The 17594-nt window shown below is 61.7% G+C and carries 15 protein-coding genes; 9 read left to right on the top strand and 6 right to left on the bottom strand.

What is annotated here, in order from left to right; translation table 11 throughout:
• Nucleotides 1-93: 93 nt before the first annotated feature.
• Entirely contained in the window at nucleotides 94-2022 is a 1929-nt protein-coding gene (locus BLU85_RS16615; RefSeq protein ID WP_092201260.1) for a RecQ family ATP-dependent DNA helicase, read from the bottom strand.
• A 257-nt stretch (nucleotides 2023-2279) separates the two neighbouring features.
• Between BLU85_RS16615 and BLU85_RS16610 the strand changes: the two genes are divergently transcribed.
• The 3 genes from BLU85_RS16610 to BLU85_RS16605 all read left to right on the top strand — a co-directional run bounded on the left by BLU85_RS16610 (nucleotide 2280) and on the right by BLU85_RS16605 (nucleotide 4041).
• Complete coding sequence (locus tag BLU85_RS16610) at nucleotides 2280-3344, top strand: S8 family peptidase (RefSeq protein WP_092201262.1); 1065 nt, start codon at nucleotides 2280-2282, stop codon at nucleotides 3342-3344.
• A gap of 121 nt (nucleotides 3345-3465) precedes the next feature.
• On the top strand, nucleotides 3466-3597 hold the full coding sequence (locus tag BLU85_RS31425) for a hypothetical protein (protein WP_256326549.1): 132 nt from the start codon (nucleotides 3466-3468) through the stop codon (nucleotides 3595-3597).
• A gap of 90 nt (nucleotides 3598-3687) precedes the next feature.
• Nucleotides 3688-4041 (top strand): DUF1493 family protein, encoded by a 354-nt coding sequence (locus BLU85_RS16605; RefSeq protein WP_060739667.1) that lies wholly within the window; start codon nucleotides 3688-3690, stop codon nucleotides 4039-4041.
• Between the two features lie 77 nt (nucleotides 4042-4118).
• On the opposite strand, the gene BLU85_RS16600 is transcribed toward BLU85_RS16605, so the two are convergent.
• The 3 genes from BLU85_RS16600 to BLU85_RS16585 all read right to left on the bottom strand — a co-directional run bounded on the left by BLU85_RS16600 (nucleotide 4119) and on the right by BLU85_RS16585 (nucleotide 7446).
• Nucleotides 4119-5663 (bottom strand): phosphoenolpyruvate carboxykinase, encoded by a 1545-nt coding sequence (locus tag BLU85_RS16600; RefSeq protein ID WP_092201264.1) that lies wholly within the window; start codon nucleotides 5661-5663, stop codon nucleotides 4119-4121.
• 178 nt (nucleotides 5664-5841) lie between these two features.
• A complete protein-coding gene (hslO, locus tag BLU85_RS16590; RefSeq protein WP_092201266.1) occupies nucleotides 5842-6744 on the bottom strand; it encodes an Hsp33 family molecular chaperone HslO in 903 nt (300 codons plus the stop codon).
• 297 nt (nucleotides 6745-7041) lie between these two features.
• Nucleotides 7042-7446 (bottom strand): RNA-binding S4 domain-containing protein, encoded by a 405-nt coding sequence (locus BLU85_RS16585; RefSeq protein ID WP_092201268.1) that lies wholly within the window; start codon nucleotides 7444-7446, stop codon nucleotides 7042-7044.
• A 253-nt stretch (nucleotides 7447-7699) separates the two neighbouring features.
• On the opposite strand from BLU85_RS16585, the gene BLU85_RS16580 reads away from it, so the two are divergent.
• Entirely contained in the window at nucleotides 7700-8164 is a 465-nt protein-coding gene (locus BLU85_RS16580; protein ID WP_170847591.1) for a retropepsin-like aspartic endopeptidase RimB, read from the top strand.
• Nucleotides 8161-9066 carry a 30S ribosomal protein S6--L-glutamate ligase gene (gene rimK / locus BLU85_RS16575; RefSeq protein WP_003196697.1) on the top strand — a complete coding sequence of 302 codons (906 nt, stop codon included), beginning with the start codon at nucleotides 8161-8163 and terminating at the stop codon, nucleotides 9064-9066. The genes BLU85_RS16580 and rimK overlap by 4 nt, the downstream gene beginning before the upstream one ends.
• Nucleotides 9067-9190: 124 nt before the next feature.
• On the opposite strand, the gene BLU85_RS16570 is transcribed toward rimK, so the two are convergent.
• The gene (locus BLU85_RS16570; protein WP_060739672.1) at nucleotides 9191-10504 is read right to left on the bottom strand and encodes an ATP-binding protein; all 1314 of its coding nucleotides are present in this window, start codon (nucleotides 10502-10504) and stop codon (nucleotides 9191-9193) included.
• Nucleotides 10505-10618: 114 nt separating this feature from the next.
• On the bottom strand, nucleotides 10619-11359 hold the full coding sequence (ompR, locus tag BLU85_RS16565) for an osmolarity response regulator transcription factor OmpR (protein ID WP_003196691.1): 741 nt from the start codon (nucleotides 11357-11359) through the stop codon (nucleotides 10619-10621).
• Between the two features lie 357 nt (nucleotides 11360-11716).
• Between ompR and BLU85_RS16560 the strand changes: the two genes are divergently transcribed.
• The 4 genes from BLU85_RS16560 to tauA all read left to right on the top strand — a co-directional run bounded on the left by BLU85_RS16560 (nucleotide 11717) and on the right by tauA (nucleotide 17572).
• A complete protein-coding gene (locus tag BLU85_RS16560; protein ID WP_092201270.1) occupies nucleotides 11717-14041 on the top strand; it encodes a Tex family protein in 2325 nt (774 codons plus the stop codon).
• Nucleotides 14041-14424, top strand: a complete 384-nt coding sequence (locus tag BLU85_RS16555) for a PaaI family thioesterase (RefSeq protein ID WP_060739674.1) — start codon at nucleotides 14041-14043, stop codon at nucleotides 14422-14424. The genes BLU85_RS16560 and BLU85_RS16555 overlap by 1 nt, the downstream gene beginning before the upstream one ends.
• A 269-nt stretch (nucleotides 14425-14693) precedes the next feature.
• Nucleotides 14694-16277, top strand: coding sequence for a glutamate--cysteine ligase (gshA, locus tag BLU85_RS16550; RefSeq protein WP_092201272.1), 1584 nt, complete (start codon nucleotides 14694-14696; stop codon nucleotides 16275-16277).
• Between the two features lie 317 nt (nucleotides 16278-16594).
• Complete coding sequence (gene tauA, locus BLU85_RS16545) at nucleotides 16595-17572, top strand: taurine ABC transporter substrate-binding protein (protein WP_092201274.1); 978 nt, start codon at nucleotides 16595-16597, stop codon at nucleotides 17570-17572.
• The last annotated feature ends 22 nt before the right edge of the window (nucleotides 17573-17594 follow it).

Below are 17594 nucleotides of genomic sequence, written 5' to 3'. Positions count from 1 at the left end.
TGGCGATCCGAAGACAGCCTTCACCTTAGTCAGCCGCCGAACGTTTTTGAAATTTATTCGTGTGATGAAGGGCATTCAGCGGATGGATGCAGCTCACAGGTGCGCTTGAGTCCACTGGCGAACTTCCGCGTATGGATACGCTTCCAGCGCGGCATACCCAGGGATCTTCCGCGCCTTCAATCGGGTGAACAGCGGCACACTGATCCCGCACAGGAAGCGGGTGAGGCGCTCGGCAGACGGCACGCTGCCGCTGTGCTGCTCATGCTTGTGGATAAAATCGCCACACAACGCCCCGAAGCTTTTATCCACAAGCGCCGGCAGCGCAGGCGGCTCCGGCAGGCGAGCGACCTGCCCATGGCACACCGAACAATGACCACACAGGTGTGGCGCACTGTCGTCGCCGAAATACTGCGCCAAGCGATGACCCAGGCAACGGTCGGTGGCGAACAATTCGAGCATGGCGTGGATCCGCTCGATTTCACCGTGTTCGTGCCGGGTGAAATAGGCATGCAGCTCGGCACTCAAGGCCTGCACATCCAGATCCGCTTCCAGCACGCTGTACACCTCGGTCATCTGTTTGCTTTCCAGTTCGATCCAGCCCTTCTCCTGGAAATAATCCAGCGCCTTGACCACCCGATTACGCTCAGCGTGGTACTGCCGGTGCATCCCGTCGAAATCCACCGTGGCCCAGCTCCGGGCGCGACTGGAGGTCTGGATGATGGCCGCGACGAAGTCCCTGCGCTCACCTTCGAAGCGCTCCAGCAGCTCCTGGGGCTCGGTCAGGAACTTGAAGCGATACTCCGCGAAATAGGCATAGCGCGGCGCGATCAGCCGGCGCAGCTCCAACTGGACCAGCAACGTCTTGAGCGGCAGTTGGCGGATGTTGCTCTGGTCCGCCAGCGGGCCCAGCAAGAACTCCCATTGCCCATCGGGGGCGGCGGCTTTCAGTTCGTCGAGCACGCAACGAATGCCTGCGAGCTCCGGCGTATCGCCATACACAAAGTTCTCCAGCACGTTGAGGCTGTCGCGATTGGCCAGTACCAGGCAATCCGATGGCTGTCCGTCGCGCCCGGCCCGGCCGATTTCCTGGCTGTAGTTCTCGATGGACTTGGGCAGGTCGAAATGCACGACGTTGCGGATATCGCTCTTGTCGATGCCCATGCCGAAAGCGATGGTGGCGACGATGCAATTGGATTGCCCGCCCATGAATCGCCGCTGGATGGCTTCCCGTTGCTCATGGGGCAAACCGGCGTGATAGGCCTCGGCCTCGATACCGTGCCGGCCCAGGTGCTCGGCGATCTGCTCGGCGGTTCGCTGCAAGGTGACGTAGACGATGCTCGGCTGCCCGGCACGCTCGCTCAACCACTGCACCAGCCGTGCGCGCTTGTCGGCACCCGGCACGGGCTCGACCAACAGATTGAGGTTCGGTCGGTAGAAGCCGGTCGTCACCACATCGGCGGCGGCAATGGCGAATTTCGCCTGCATGTCGGCGACGACCTTGGGCGTGGCGGTGGCCGTCAGCAGCAATACCTGGGGAATATTGAACTGGTGCTGGTAATCGGGAAGCTTGAGGTAGTCAGGTCGGAAGTTATGCCCCCATTCCGAAATACAGTGGGCCTCGTCCACCACCAGCAACGAAATCGGCACCTGCTGCAGGAAATTGCGAAAGCGCTCGTTCTTCAGGCGCTCCACGGAGATCATCAGGATCTTCAACTCGCCCGAACGGGCCCGCGCCATGGCGTCGTTGGCTTCGTCACGGCTCTGTGCCGAATCGATACTGGCCGCCGCGATGCCGTGGCGCTTGAGGAACGTCAACTGGTCTTGCATCAATGCCAGCAGTGGCGAAACCACCAGGGTCAGGTGCGGCAGGAGCAGGGCCGGCAATTGATAACACAGGGACTTGCCCGAGCCGGTGGGGAAGATGGCCGCCGCCGACCGACCGGCCAGTACGGCGCCGATGGCCGCCTCCTGACCGGGACGAAACTGTGGATAACCGAAAACCTGTTCCAGGGTGCTGTGCATGCGCGGTCGCTCCTTTGACTGCTGCGAGCCCCAAAGACTAGCGGGACAACGCAGCGCGTCGAGAAAAGGTCGGGGGTAAAAACGATACTGGATGATACAGCGTCGAGCGCCTTCGCCTTGCCACGAGCAGATACAAATCCGGGCAATTTGATGTCTCGTCCCGATTTCGCCAGCACGGTAAGGTGCGCCGAAAGCTCCTGCTGTACGTCAAGGCCAGGAAGCCTGACGCTCGATTTCAATTCTTCAAGGAACGAACCATGCCACACCCATTTTCCGCTCTACGCGCGCTGACGATCACGTCGGCCTCATTGCTCGCCGGTTGCTTGACCGTCCCCGAGCCACCCGGCGTGGATCCTGCCCGGTTCGAAACCCCGGAGTATCACGCTCAACAAGGCTTGGCTGTCGTCAAGGCATCAGCGCTCTACGCTCGTGGCGGGACTGGCCAGGATGTTGTCGTGGCATTGATCGACTCGGGGCTCAACGCCAGCCTCGAGGAGTTCGAGGGCAGACTGGGTGATCCTGGATTCGACCATGTCGAAGACCGTCCCGGCACCGTTGACCGCATCGGTCATGGCACGCAGATGGCCGGTATTCTTGCCGCCAACAAGGACGACCGGGGCATGCACGGCATCGCGTTCAATGCGCGGTTGATCCCCTTTCGCTTTGGCGACGACAACGAGCCGTTTTTCTTCGACAGCGAAATCGCCCGGTCCTGGCAAAGTGGTTTTGACAAGGGTGCCCGGCTGTTCAACAACTCGTGGGCCAATGCCATTCCCGCCACCGAGATCAATGAGGCACGCTACAACCAGGTGATGCCCGACTCCCTGGCCGTCGCTCGAAAACTGGTCGCGGACGGCGCCGTGTTGGTCTTCCCCACCGGTAACGAACTCAAGCGCGAGCCCCTGGCCGAGCCAGGACTGCCGGTCGCATTGCCAGAACTGGAAAAAGGCTGGATCGCAGTGGTGGCGTTGAAGAACGACGGCAGCGCCATCAATGGCAAATCCAACTATTGCGGCGTCGCAGCCGCCTGGTGCATCGCCGTTCCCGGCGGCGACGCCGGTGCACAGGCCGGCCTGCTCACTGTTGGCAAGGACGGCCGCTACGTGCAGACCGCTGGCACATCTCCCGCCGCCGCGTTGGTCAGTGGCGCACTGGCGGCGCTACAAAGCCTTCACCCGCAACTCAGCCCGCAGCAGATACGCGAACATCTGCTGGCGACAGCCAACCGCACAGGTATCTATGCCAACAGCGAAGCCTATGGCAGAGGATTGATGGACCTTGAGGCCGCCGCACTACGCATGCCTGAACAGATGGCTGACTGAACCCAAACCCTTATCGCTCGCGAGCCTGGCAGCAATCGACTCGCGATACCCATGAACATTTTACACCTGCCCCACCAACGGCAGGACGCCCGCGGTTCGCAGTTTGAAAAAGGAAATGACCATGACGCACAAACTGAATCTACCTACCGTCCTGATGCTGTCCCTACTACTGGGCGGATGCATGAAATTCCCTGACGACCCGCCAATCCTCGCGATGGTCAAAACCACAACCGCGACGCCTGCGATTTCTTGATTGCAGCGTCCTTCTTTTTCCAACGGGCAACGATTTCCCCCTAAACTTTCACCGGTACAGACGCACCTCTTCTATTCTGGACATTTCATCATGCACCTTGCGCCAGACTTCCCCGATGACCATGCCATGCGCCAACTCATGGAACTGCTCCACGAAGAAATCGGCCTGCCTGAACGCAAGACGATTCGCCTGGGCACTGCGATCAATCTCGACTTGGGTTGCGATGGCGCGGACGCCCGACACCTGATGGAAGCACTGGAGGAGCGGTTCGCCATCGAGCTCATCGACTACGACGCCTACCGCTATTTTCAGCCGGAAGGGTTCGATGTGTTTCAAAAGCGCAGGGCCAAGGGACGGGGGAACAAGCTGCCACTGACCATCGGCATGCTTTACAAGGCGATCAAGGCACAGCGATGGGATACGCGGGAAGTGGAAGAGGCCTAGCTGATCGGCGCGCCTCAAATAGCCGTCCACAAAAAACCGCCCATGAAGGGCGGTTTTTTTCATTCACCAACCAAGTCTTACAACTGCGGACCTGCAGCCTTGATCGCGTCGCTCACGTCGAACTTCTTGAAGTTCTCGATGAACAGACCGGCCAATGCCTTGGCCGCTTCGTCGTAGGCGGCTTTGTCGACCCAGGTGTTGCGCGGGTTCAACAGGCCGGTCTCGACGCCTGGTACAGCCAGCGGCACGTCCAGGTTGATGATGTCCAGGTGTTCGGTTTCAGCACCGATCAGCGCGCCGCTCTGGATCGCCGCGATCACCGCACGGGTGGTCGGGATATTGAAGCGCTTGCCGACGCCGTAGCCGCCACCGGTCCAGCCGGTGTTGACCAGGTAGACCTTGGAGCCGAAACCACGGATGCGCTTGATCAGCAGCTCAGCGTACTCACCGGCCGGACGCGGGAAGAACGGGGCGCCGAAGCACGTGGAGAAGGTCGACTTGATGCCACTGCCCGAACCCATTTCGGTCGAGCCCACCAGTGCGGTGTAGCCGGACAGGAAGTGGTAGGCGGCTTGTTCTTCGCTGAGGATCGACACCGGCGGCAGTACGCCGGTCAGGTCGCAAGTCAGGAAGATCACGGCGTTTGGCTCGCCACCAAGGTTTTTCGGTGCGCGTTTTTCGATCAGCTCACGGGGGTACGCAGCGCGGCTGTTCTGGGTCAGGCTGTCGTCGGCGTAGTCGGCTTTCTTGGTGACCGGGTCCAGGACGACGTTTTCCAGTACGGCGCCGTGCTGGATGGCTTTCCAGATCACCGGCTCGTTCTTCTCGGACAGGTCGATGCACTTGGCGTAGCAGCCGCCTTCGATGTTGAAGACCACGCCCACGCCCCAGCCGTGTTCGTCGTCACCGATCAGGTAACGGCTTTCGTCGGCGGACAGGGTGGTCTTTCCGGTGCCCGACAGGCCGAAGAACAGAGTCACATCGCCCTCTTCGCCCATGTTCGCGGCGCAGTGCATCGGCAGCACGTCAACGGCTGGCAGCAGGAAGTTCTGCACGGAGAACAGGGCTTTTTTCATTTCACCGGCGTAGCGCATGCCGGCGATCAGCACTTTCTTGGCCGCGAAATTGATGATCACGGTACCGTCGGAGTTGGTGCCGTCGCGCTCAGGCTCGCAGACGAAGTTCGGCGCGTTGAGGATCTGCCACTCGTCCTTGCCGCCGGCGTTGTATTGCTCGGGGTTGATGAACAGGCAACGGCCGAACAGGTTGTGCCACGCCGTCTCGGTGGTCATCTTGACCGGCAGGTAGTGCGCAGGATCGGAGCCTACATGCACATGGGAGACAAAACGCTCGCGCTCGCCCAGGTAGGCTTCGACGCGGTTCCACAGGGCATCGAACTTGTCGGCCGGGAACTTGCGGTTGATCGGGCCCCAGGCGATGGCGTCCTGGGTGGTTGGCTCTTCCACGATGAAACGGTCGACTGGCGAGCGACCGGTACGATGACCGGTACGGACAACCAGCGCGCCAGTATCGGCAAGCTCGCCTTCACCGCGATTCAGGGCTTCTTTGACCAGATCATCGACACTCAGATCGGTGTACACGGCGTTATTGGCTTGCGTCATGAGATTCCCCGTCGGCCCGTGGCCGAGTGCTCCAAACGTTTTGTAGTAGGAAGTCGCGCACTACTACCCGAAAAAAGTGGGCCGGATTATGCCAGAAAAGCCCAAAAAAAGTAGGGCCCTCCCGTCAGTACGGCGTAAATCCGGCGTTTGCCAGGAGATTTACCTGCGCTGAACCGTTTTAGTGTCGAGTATCTGACGGTGTGTCGACACCCGCACCGGCGAACAATTGAGCGATGTCCGCCGCGTCGAACAGGTAGCGCTCGTTGCAGAACTGGCAGTCGATCTCGATGGCGCCGCCATGCTCGATCACCAGTTGCTGCGCATCTTCCAGACCCAGACTGACCAGCGCATTGCCGGAACGTTCACGAGAGCAACTGCATTGGAAGCGCAACGGCTGGCCGTCGAACAAGCGTACCTGCTCCTCGTGGTAGAGGCGATGCAGCACGGTTTCGTTGTCCAGGCTCAGCAGCTCATCGGCGCTCAGGGTGCTGGCCAGAGCGGTGATGTGCTGCCAACTGGCGTCGCGCTCCTCCGGGTCGCGAAGGCGATCGGCAGGCAGTTGTTGCAGCAGCAGACCGCGCGCGCGCCGCCCGTCGGCGTAGAGCCAGAACCGGGTATTGGTCTGCTGGGACATGACGAAGTAGTTGGTGAAGCACTCGGCCAGGGTCGCGCCGTCGAGATCGACGATGCCCTGGTAGCGCTTGCCATGGGTGGGGTCCACCGTCAGGGCCAGCACGCCGTCGGGCATCATGTCGGCCAGGGTCGCGTCGGGCGCGATCTGCTCGGCATGATAACGGGCCAGGCCACGGATCTCGCGCTCGCTGGAGCACTCGATCATCAGCAGCGGGACCGGCCCCTCGGAACGCGCCTGGAGAATCAGCAAGCCATCGAACTTCAAGGTGCCCACCAGCAACGCCGCAGCCGCCATCAGCTCGCCGAGCAGTTGTGCGACCGGCTCCGGATAGGGGTGCTTGGCGAGGACTTCGGCGTAGCTACGCTCCAACGCCACCAGCTCGCCACGGGCGTCGCTGTCATCGAAGATGAAACGTTGGGTGTAGTCGGTATCCGGTAAATCAGTCATAGGATCTGGTATCTGCGGTGATGACAAATGATGGCGGGCATTTTATGGGCATTCAGGGTGGGTTCCAAGCAAGGCTTGGGTTTGCCTGACGGGAAGATCCGCATGACTTAACCCCATGGACAGATCCCACTGGAACCTGTGGCGAGGGGATTTATCCCCGCTGGCTGTGCAGCAGCCCTTTTAACGTGCACCCTCGCACCTGTGCGCCATATGTTTGGTTGGGGCTGCTACGCAGCCCAGCGGGGATAAATCCCCTCGCCACAATCGCCTGACTGACAGGCAGCCAGGCCTGCGCGCCTACTCGCTGTTGCTGCCGTGAAACTTGAACAGGTCCCGGCGCTGCTTCTTGCTCGGCTTGCCATCGGTGCTGACCCCCAGGGCACCGGCCTTGCGTTGCGCGGCGGCGGCTTCGCGCCTGGCGATGCTGGCTTCGGTTTCGCGGTACAACGCCTGCGCTTCAGGTGCGCCGCGACGCACGATCGACAGGGCCTCGACCACCACGGTCTTTTCATCGAACCCGGTGCGGATGACAAACTCATCGCCGATGCGGGGCTCCTTGCCCGGCTTGCAGCGCTCTCCCCGGTGATGGACCTTGCCGCTTTCGATGGCGGTCTTGGCCAGGGCCCGCGTCTTGTAGAAGCGCGCCGCCCACAACCATTTATCGAGACGGACCTTGTCGTCTTCTTCCTTTTTTTGTGCCACTGCAATTCCTCTTTCTGCCATTAGCCGGAACTGTACTACCGTTTTTGTCGAGCGCACGAATCAGGCCCGACGGATAGAATGCCCGCCAAACCGACGCCACACCCATCGCTTCGGCCGGAATCGGTTACAAGCACACACAAGTGCGTAGATAACTGTCGCCATTTTGTGATTATTCTGCGTGAATACCGCGATTCGCGGAGTCCACGATCCGATGCACTGATCGCAGGTTTTTTTATTGAAGACTTTTGACCATTTGACCGTTGTCGGTCTGCGCGAGTGGGTGGCGCTCCCGGATCTGGGAGTCGTGGGCCTGCGGGCAAAAATCGACACCGGGGCCAGCACCTCCAGCCTGCATGCCACCGACATCGAGCCATTCGAGCGCGATGGCGAAAAGTGGGTGCGCTTCACGGCGCACCTTGGCACGGTGGTGCAGTTGCGCCATCGCCGCTGCGAAGCCCCGCTGGTGGCACGCAAGACCATAAAGAGTTCCAACGGCCACGCTCAGGTCCGCTACGTGATCAGCACCACGTTGGCACTGGGTGACCGGGTCTGGCGGGTCGAGTTCACCCTCGCCTGCCGAAAATCCATGCGATATCGCCTGTTACTGGGTTCCAAAGCCTTGATCGACGGCCAATTGGTAGTCAATCCGGGCACCAAATATGTTCAAGAAAAGCCGGCATTCCCGGTGTCCACTACCTCTGCCACAGGTGTTGCATGAAGATCGCTGTGCTGTCGCGTAATCCGCGTCTGTATTCCACTCGTCGCCTGGTTGAAGCCGGGACCGAACGTGGCCATGAAATGGTGGTGATCGATACCCTGCGCGCCTACATGAACATCGCCAGCCACAAGCCGCAGATCCACTACCGCGGCAAGCCGCTGGAAGGGTTCGACGCGGTGATCCCGCGCATCGGCGCATCGGTGACGTTCTATGGCTGCGCGGTGTTGCGCCAGTTCGAAATGATGGGGGTGTTTCCCCTCAACGAGTCGGTGGCCATCGCCCGTTCCCGGGACAAGCTGCGCTCGCTGCAATTGCTGTCCCGGCGCGGGATCGGCTTGCCGGTCACCGGTTTTGCCCACTCGCCCGACGACATTCCCGACCTGATCGCGATGGTCAACGGCGCACCGCTGGTGATCAAGGTGCTGGAAGGCACCCAGGGCATCGGCGTGGTCCTGTGTGAAACCGCGACGGCGGCGGAGTCGGTGATCGAGGCATTCATGGGCCTGAAGCAGAACATCATGGTCCAGGAATACATCAAGGAAGCCGGTGGCGCCGACATTCGCTGCTTCGTGGTCGGCGACAAAGTGATTGCCTCGATGAAACGCCAGGCCAAGCCCGGTGAGTTCCGCTCCAACCTGCATCGCGGTGGTAGCGCCAGCCTGATCAAAATCACCCCTGAAGAGCGCATGACCGCCCTGCGGGCCGCAAAAGTCATGGGCCTGGCCGTGGCGGGCGTGGACATCCTGCGCTCCAACCACGGGCCACTGGTGATGGAGGTCAACTCCTCGCCGGGCCTGGAAGGCATCGAGACCACCACCAGCAAGAACGTGGCGGGGATCATCATCGAGCATCTGGAAAAGAATGGCGGGCCGAACATGACCCGAACTAAAGGAAAAGGCTAAGTCAACATAAAACCCTGTGGGAGCGAGCTTGCTCGCGATAGCGGTACATCAGTGCCGAATCGGTTGACTGACACACCGTCATCGCGAGCAAGCTCGCCCCCACAGGTTCCTGCAATCAGATCGATTACACCGCATCCCTTGGCAGCATCAACCCCAACGGCAACCGCACCCGAGCCTCCAGCCCGCCACCGGCGCGGTTGCGCAACTCGACGTTGCCGCCGTGCATCGAGGCGATACGCTTGACGATGGCCAGGCCCAGCCCCGTGCCTTTCCCACCCCGGGCGCGATCGCCCCGGGTGAAGGGGTTGAAAATGGCTTCCAGCTCCGAGGGATCGATGCCGGCGCCACGGTCCATGACGCTCAGTACCACGTAAGGCGCGCTGGTGTCGCCGGAAACATAGGCCGCCACTTCGACGCCGGCGCCGGCATGGTTCAGGGCATTGCCGATCAGGTTGTTCAACAAACGCTTCATCGACACCCGGCGCAACGGGAACGGCTGAATCGGCTCCAGGCGCAGGTGCACTTTCTCGTCGTTCTGGTTATAGGGCGCGACCACTTCCCGCACCAACTCGCTGAGGTCCACCTCTTCCACGGACTCATCACGACCGTCGCGTATGAACGCCAGGAACTGGTCGAGAATCGCGTCCATGTCCTCGATGTCGCGGACCATCTCGTCGGTCAGGTCGGTGTGCTCGCCCATCAACTCCAGCGACAACCGCAGCCGGGTCAAGGGCGTGCGCAGGTCGTGGGAGACGCCCGCCAGCATCAGCTCGCGTTCGCGCCCGGCCTGTTCCACATCCTCGGCCATCTGGTTGAAGGCGCGGTAGACCTCGGTCATCTCGCTGGGCGTATCGCTGATGGGCAGCCGCACGCTGCGCCCCTGGCCCAGTTGGCGGGCGGCGTAGACCAGGCGTTTCAACGGTTGGTTGAGCTGGCTGACGAAGATCCACGCCGATGCCGTCGACAGCAGGCCGATGGCCAGGAACCAGCCGAGCACGTTCCAGATTTTCTGGCCGCGCAACGGATGCGGGTACAACGGCACTTTCAGCCAGCCATCCCCCAGGCTTGGAGCCCGTACCCAAAGCGCCGGCGGCGAATGCATGCGCAAGCGCACCTCGGTATCGGCGCCCAGTTCGGCTTGCATCTGGCGCTGATAGATCTCGCTGTAGGGCCAATGCTGCTCGCCCTCCGGCACGCCGGCACCGACGACACGGATCAGCGTCGCCGCCTCGGCAATCTTCGCCCGGTTGGTTTCGTCCGCCGCCCAATAGGCCCGCAGGGTCAAGGCAACGCCGTGGCTGTACTGTCGGTCCACGAGCACGTCTTCGTTCATCAGCAGGTACACCAACGTCAGTGCCTTGGAAAAGAGCACGACGATCAGCACCAGCCAGAGGGTGCGGGAGAAGAAACTCTGGGGGAACCAAACGGGGGTTTTCATGAATAACCGCTACACACTTGCAGGAGCGAGCGATGCTCGCACAATGGCAGACCGCGAGTCGCCTGGAAGAAGACATTTCAACCGGCCAGGCCACCCGCTCCTACAAATCGCCGATCACTTGCTGGCGGCGCCATCCGGCACGAACACGTAACCCACGCCCCAGACGGTCTGGATATACCGCGGCTTGGAAGGATCAGGCTCGATCATCCGGCGCAGGCGGGAAATCTGCACGTCGATGGAGCGCTCCAGCGCATCCCATTCACGACCACGGGCCAGGTTCATCAGCTTGTCGCGGGTCAGCGGCTGGCGGGCGTTCATCACCAGGGCCTTGAGCACGGCGAACTCACCGGTGGTGAGCATGTGGACCTCATCGCCGCGCTTGAGCTCACGGGTGGCCAGGGACAGTTCGTAGTCGCCGAAGGTCACGCTTTCATCTTCGCTGCCCGGCGCACCCGGCACCGGCGCCGACTGGCGGCGCAGCACCGCCTTGACACGGGCCATCAACTCGTCGGGGTTGAACGGCTTCGCCAGGTAATCGTCGGCGCCCAGTTCCAGGCCCTTGATACGGCTCAACTCGTCACCCTTGGCGGTGAGCATGATGATCGGGATCTGGTTGTTGGCGCCGCGCAGGCGGCGGCAGGCGGTCAGACCGTCTTCACCGGGCAGCATCAGGTCGAGTACGACCAGGTTGAATACTTCACGGGCCAGCAACCGATCCATTTGCTCGGTGTTCGGGACGGTGCGGGCGCGGTAGCCCTTGCTGACGAAAAAGCGTTCCAGCAGGCTGCTCAGCCCTGGATCGTCGTCAACAATAAGAATTTTTTCGCCTTCAGCAGTTTGTGCAGTGCTGCTCATAGGAAGCTCCTTTGATCTCGGCGCGCATTATGGCCTAGCTGCCGTTATACGCACCGTGTGCATTGTTAGCAGATTTTTCCTCTATCTCCACAAATCCGGGTATCGAGCCTACAGACCATGTCCCCCCCTCAGGACGGAACGCTGGTTATAATGCGCGGCCTTTTGTGCCAGGGAATGTCGGATCGTGATCCCGGCGTGCCATTTTTTTTAGCCTTGGCAAGGCAACTTTTTGAATTTCGCGGGTCGACAGGCAGCCTTTTGACCCAGGCAGCGGCGCAGGCCAGGCCGCTCAACCAGTCTCGCCGAGCCCGGTTTCTGTGGTGGCGAGCCTGATTTCACAATTTGTCAGGTGGTTTTATGGACAGCATCAACAGCCGCATCGCCGAGGAACTCGGTGTACGCCCACAGCAGGTCGAGGCGGCCGTCGCGCTACTCGATGAAGGTTCCACGGTACCGTTCATCGCCCGTTACCGGAAAGAAGTGACCGGCAGCCTCGATGACACCCAATTGCGGCATCTGGAAGAGCGCCTGCGCTACCTGCGCGAACTCGACGAACGGCGCATCAGCATCCTGGCCAGTATCCAGGAGCAGGGCAAGCTGACCCCGCAACTCGAGCGCGACATCAAGCTGGCCGACACCAAGACTCGTCTCGAAGACTTGTACCTGCCCTACAAGCAAAAACGCCGCACCAAGGGCCAGATCGCCCTGGAAGCCGGCCTCGGCGAGCTGGCCGACGGCCTGTTCAACGACCCGACCCTGGCCCCGGAAACCGAAGCCGCGCGCTTCGTCGATGCCGAAAAAGGCGTGGCGGACGTGAAAGCGGCGCTGGAGGGTGCCAAGTACATCCTCATGGAGCGTTTCGCCGAAGACGCCAACCTGTTGGAAAAACTGCGCAACTTCCTCAAACAGGAAGCCATCCTCAGCGCCCGGGTGATCGCCGGCAAGGAAGAGGAAGGCGCGAAGTTCCGCGATTACTTCGAACACGACGAACCGCTCAAGAGCATGCCGTCCCACCGCGCGCTGGCGATTTTCCGGGGTCGCAACGAAGGCATCCTCAGCTCCGCACTGAAGGTCGGTGAAGAATTGCCGGGCACCATGCACCCGTGCGAAGGCATGATCGGCCAGCAGTTCGGCATTCAGAACCAGAACCGCGCCGCCGACAAATGGCTGGCCGAAGTGGTGCGCTGGACCTGGAAGGTCAAGCTCTACACCCACTTGGAAACCGATCTGCTGGGCGAGTTGCGCGACAACGCCGAGACCGAGGCGATCAACGTGTTCGCCCACAACCTGCACGACCTGCTGCTGGCCGCACCGGCCGGCCCTCGCGCCACCCTGGGCCTGGACCCGGGCCTGCGCACCGGTTGCAAGGTGGCGGTGGTGGACTCCACCGGCAAGCTGCTGGATCACGCCACGGTCTACCCGCACGTGCCGCACAACAAATGGGACCAGACCCTCGCGGTGCTCGCCGCCCTGTGCGCCAAGCATTCGGTGGACCTGATCGCCATCGGCAACGGCACCGCCAGCCGCGAGACCGACAAACTGGCCGCCGAGCTGATCAAGAAATACCCAGCCATGAAAATGACCAAGGTCATGGTCTCCGAGGCCGGCGCTTCGGTTTACTCGGCATCGGAACTGGCTTCCAAGGAATTCCCCGACCTGGATGTGTCGATCCGTGGTGCGGTGTCCATCGCCCGTCGCCTGCAGGATCCACTGGCGGAGCTGGTGAAGATCGACCCCAAATCCATCGGTGTCGGCCAGTACCAGCACGACGTTTCCCAACTGAAACTGGCCCGTGGCCTGGACGCGGTGGTGGAAGATTGCGTGAACGCCGTGGGCGTGGACGTGAACACCGCTTCGGTGGCGCTGCTGGCGCGGATCTCCGGCCTGAACGCCACGCTGGCGCAAAACATCGTCACCCACCGTGACGAACATGGCGCGTTCAAGACCCGCGCCGCGTTGAAGAAAGTCCCACGCCTGGGCGAAAAAACCTTCGAACAGGCCGCCGGCTTCCTGCGGGTCATGAACGGCGACAACCCGCTGGATTCGTCGGCCGTCCACCCCGAAGCCTACCCGCTGGTGCAACGCATCGCCGCCCAGACCGACCGCGACATCCGCTCGCTGATCGGTGATTCGGCATTCCTCAAGCGCTTGGACCCGAAGAAATTCACCGACGAAACCTTCGGCCTGCCCACCGTCACCGACATCCTTCAGGAACTGGAAAAACCGGGCCGCGACCCGCGCCCCGAGTTCAAGACCGCCGAGTTCCAGGACGGCGTCGAAGACCTCAAGGACCTGCAACCGGGCATGATCCTCGAAGGCGTGGTGACCAACGTCACCAACTTCGGTGCCTTTGTCGACATCGGCGTGCACCAGGACGGGCTGGTGCACATTTCGGCGTTGTCCGAGAAGTTCATCAAGGACCCGCGCGAAGCGGTGAAAGCTGGCGATGTGGTGAAAGTGAAGGTCATGGAAGTCGACATCCCGCGCAAACGTGTCGGCCTGTCGATGCGCATGAGCGACACGCCCGGCGAGAAAGTCGATGGTGCCCGTGGTGCTCGCCCTGGCTCGACGCCGCGTCAGTCGCAGAACACCGCGCCGCGCAAGGAAACCGCCACCGCGGCCCCGGCGAACAACGCCATGGCTTCGCTGTTCGCCAACGCCAAGCAGTTGAAGAAGCGCTGATGGACGTGCCGGCCGGGTTGGTGGAAAGCGCCTTCTTCAAGCTGCTCGGCTGCCGCTTGCAAAGCCTGGGGGACGGGGTGGCGCAAGTCGCCCTGGGCCTTGAGCCGCCGTTGCGCAACCGCGGCGGCAAGCTGCACGGCGGCGCACTGTTCAGCCTGGTGGACATCGCCATGGGCCTGGCCTGCTCCAGTGTCCATGGCTTTGACCAGCAGAGCGCGACCATCGAATGCAAGATCAACTACATTCGCGCCGTGTCCGACGGCGAAGTGCTGTGCACCGCCCGGGTCATCCACCCGGGGCGGCGCACGCTGGTGGTCGAGGCCGAGGTGATGCAAGGCGACAAACTGGTCGCAAAAGCGCAAGGCACGTTCGCTGTCCTATAGCTCCCTGTCATCGATTTGAGTTAATTTCGACGCCATGAATGCAGTGTCGGGCTTTCCTGTGGGAGCGAGCTTGCTCGCGATAACGGAGGGTCAGTCCAGATCAACGTTGCTGATCCACCGCCATCGCGAGCAAGCTCGCTCCCACAGTGGGGTTGCGGTGGCTAGCTTTTGGCACGAAAACCAGGCGAAAACGCCAGTTTTAACTTCACCCTTGTAGACCGTCTTGCCCACCCCCATATTGGGGCGACCGACGCGTGAAGGAATTCAACTTGAGCGACCTTTTAAACCGCCGCCTGGCCCTGCTCGGCGAGCGCGCCAACCTCTCCCTGCTCGAACAGTGCCTGCACGGCATCGAGCGTGAATGCCTGCGTGTCACGGACGATGGGCGCCTGGCGCAGACTCCGCACCCCAAGGCCCTCGGTTCGGCGCTGACCAACGAACAGATCACTACCGACTATTCCGAGTCGCTGCTGGAGTTCATCACGCCGGCCCTGGCCAACCCGGCCGATACCTTGCGCAGCCTCGACAAGATCCACCGGTTTGCCTACAGCAAACTGGGTGACGAGTACTTGTGGAGCCCGTCGATGCCGTGCCCACTGCCGGCCGAAGAAGACATTCCGATCGCCTACTACGGCACCTCGAATATCGGCCAGCTCAAGTACGTCTATCGCAAGGGCCTGGCCCTGCGCTACGGCAAGACCATGCAATGCATCGCCGGGATCCACTACAACTTTTCCCTGCCGGAAAAGCTCTGGCCGCTGTTGCGCCAGGACGAAGCCGCCGAGATGAGCGACCGGGACTTCCAATCGTCGGCCTACATCGCGCTGATCCGTAATTTCCGCCGCTACAGCTGGTTGCTGATGTACCTGTTCGGGGCCTCGCCGGCCCTGGACGTCGGTTTCCTGCGGGGCCGCCCGCACCAGTTGGAACAACTGGATCCGGACACCTTGTACCTACCCTACGCCACCAGCTTGCGCATGAGCGACCTGGGTTACCAGAGCAACGCCCAGGCCGGCCTCACGCCCTGCTACAACGACCTGGCGAGCTACACCGACAGCCTGCGCAAAGCGGTGGCGACGCCCTACGCGCCGTACGTCGAAGTCGGCACTCACCAGAACGGCGAGTGGGTGCAGCTCAATACCAACATCTTGCAGATCGAAAACGAGTACTACTCCAACATCCGTCCCAAGCGCGTGACCTACACCGGCGAGCGACCGATCCAGGCCTTGATGGCCCGGGGGATCCAGTACGTCGAAGTGCGCTGCCTGGACATCAACCCGTTCCTGCCGATGGGTATCGACCTCACCGAGGCGCGGTTCCTCGATGCGTTCCTGCTGTATTGCGGCCTCAATGACAGCCCGCAGTTGGAGAACAACGAATGCGGCAACGCCACGAGCAACTTCCTGACCGTGGTCAAGGAAGGTCGCAAGCCAGGCCTGCAATTGCAGCGCCAGGGTCAAGCGGTGGACATGCAGGCCTGGGCCGTGGAACTGCTGGAAAAAATCGCCCCGCTGGCCTCGCTGCTCGACCAGAGCCAGGGTGGCGATGCCCATCGCCAGGCACTGGACGCGCAATTGGCGAAAGTCCGCGATCCGTCCCTGACGCCTTCCGCCCAGGTGCTGGCCGCGATGGCCGAACACCAGGAAAGCTTCGCCCAGTTCTCCCTGCGCCAAAGCAAGGCCCACGCCGAATTCTTCCGCGCCGAGCCGTTGCCTGCCCAGGAGCAAGCGACATTCGAAGCGACCGCACGCGAGTCGCTGGTCCAGCAAGCCGAGCTGGAGCAGAACGAGGTGGGGGATTTCGATGTGTTCGTGGGTTCCTACCAGGCGAGCATCCTGGCGATCAGTAACTGACCAGCCCTCTTTGGCGGGGATACTCTTGTGGCGAGGGAGCTTGCTCCCGCTGGACTGCGCTGTAGGAGCTGCCGAAGGCTGCGATCTTTTGATCTTTCGCTTGAGACTCAAGCACCAGCGGAAAGATCGCAGCCTCGCTTCGCTCGACAGCTCCTACAGCCGAGCGGGAGCAAGCTCCCTCGCCACGGAGGCCTTAGTCGTTTCCGGATGTTCTTTCGCAAATAAGCTAATTCTAAAAAGTTATTTATTTTTGAATTCTTAGATCAATTAGTCTCCTCGAACGCCGAACGTCCGGTGGCCTGTTGAGGAGATTGTCCATGTCTTTGCGTTTCCCCCTTCGCCTTCTCGCGGCCGCCTCCCTGGCAGCAACGAGTCTTTTTGCCCAGGCAGCCGACCTGACCGTCGCCTACCAGACCACCGTCGACCCGGCCAAGGTCGCCCAGGCCGACGGCGCCTATGAAAAAGCCACCCAAGCCAAGATCGACTGGCGCAAGTTCGACAACGGTGCCGACGTCATCACCGCCATCGCCTCGGGCGATGTGCAGATCGGCTACCTCGGCTCCAGCCCGCTGACCGCCGCCATCACCCGCAAGGTCCCGGTGGAAACCTTCCTCATCGCCACCCAGATCGGCGCCGCCGAGGCCTTGGTGGTTCGTGACGGCTCCGGCATCAATTCCCCGCAAGACCTGATCGGCAAGAAAATCGCCGTGCCGTTCGTGTCCACCGGCCACTACAGCCTGCTCGCCGCGTTGAAGCACTGGAACATCGACCCGTCGAAAGTCACCATCCTCAACCTGGCGCCACCGGCCATCATCGCCGCCTGGAAGCGTGGCGACATCGACGCCACCTACGTCTGGGACCCGGCCCTGGGTGTGGCCAAGGAAAACGGCAAGGTGCTGATCACCTCCGCGGAGCTGGCCAAGTTCGGCGCACCGACGTTCGACGCCTGGATCGTGCGCAAGGACTTCGCCCAGAAGCATCCTGAAATCGTCACCGCCTTCGCCAAAGTGACCCTGGACGCCTACGCCCACTACCGCAAGGACCCACAGGCCTGGCTGGCCGATGCGTCCAACGTCGACAAACTGGTGAAACTCTCCGGTGCCAAGGCCAGTGATATCCCGCTGCTGTTGCAAGGCAACGTCTTCCCCCTGGCGGCCGATCAGGTCGTAAGCCTCGGCGCTCCGACCACCCAAGCCATCACCGACACCGCCGCCTTCCTCAAGGAGCAAGGCAAGGTCGAAGCCGTGCTGCCGGACTACGCGCCTTTTGTCAGCGCCAAATACATCACCCAGTGATCGAACACTAAAAGGAGTCACG

The sequence above is a fragment of the Pseudomonas sp. NFACC14 genome, assembly GCF_900106885.1.
GTDB classification, from domain to species: domain Bacteria; phylum Pseudomonadota; class Gammaproteobacteria; order Pseudomonadales; family Pseudomonadaceae; genus Aquipseudomonas; species Aquipseudomonas fluorescens_AA.
The sequence above is the reverse complement of the archived record's forward strand: the minus strand, read 5'-3'. Positions and strand labels throughout refer to the sequence as shown.

Bases quoted from the DNA above. Each gene is read 5' to 3' on its own strand.
- BLU85_RS16600 (WP_092201264.1), bottom strand. From the start codon at position 5,663: ATGACGCAAGCCAATAACGCCGTGTACACCGATCTGAGTGTCGATGAT.
- BLU85_RS16605 (WP_060739667.1), top strand. From the start codon at position 3,688: ATGCACCTTGCGCCAGACTTCCCCGATGACCATGCCATGCGCCAACTC.
- ompR (WP_003196691.1), bottom strand. From the start codon at position 11,359: ATGAGCAGCACTGCACAAACTGCTGAAGGCGAAAAAATTCTTATTGTT.
- hslO (WP_092201266.1), bottom strand. From the start codon at position 6,744: ATGACTGATTTACCGGATACCGACTACACCCAACGTTTCATCTTCGAT.
- BLU85_RS16610 (WP_092201262.1), top strand. From the start codon at position 2,280: ATGCCACACCCATTTTCCGCTCTACGCGCGCTGACGATCACGTCGGCC.
- BLU85_RS31425 (WP_256326549.1), top strand. From the start codon at position 3,466: ATGACGCACAAACTGAATCTACCTACCGTCCTGATGCTGTCCCTACTA.
- BLU85_RS16615 (WP_092201260.1), bottom strand. From the start codon at position 2,022: ATGCACAGCACCCTGGAACAGGTTTTCGGTTATCCACAGTTTCGTCCC.
- BLU85_RS16555 (WP_060739674.1), top strand. From the start codon at position 14,041: ATGGACGTGCCGGCCGGGTTGGTGGAAAGCGCCTTCTTCAAGCTGCTC.
- tauA (WP_092201274.1), top strand. From the start codon at position 16,595: ATGTCTTTGCGTTTCCCCCTTCGCCTTCTCGCGGCCGCCTCCCTGGCA.
- rimK (WP_003196697.1), top strand. From the start codon at position 8,161: ATGAAGATCGCTGTGCTGTCGCGTAATCCGCGTCTGTATTCCACTCGT.
- BLU85_RS16570 (WP_060739672.1), bottom strand. From the start codon at position 10,504: ATGAAAACCCCCGTTTGGTTCCCCCAGAGTTTCTTCTCCCGCACCCTC.
- BLU85_RS16560 (WP_092201270.1), top strand. From the start codon at position 11,717: ATGGACAGCATCAACAGCCGCATCGCCGAGGAACTCGGTGTACGCCCA.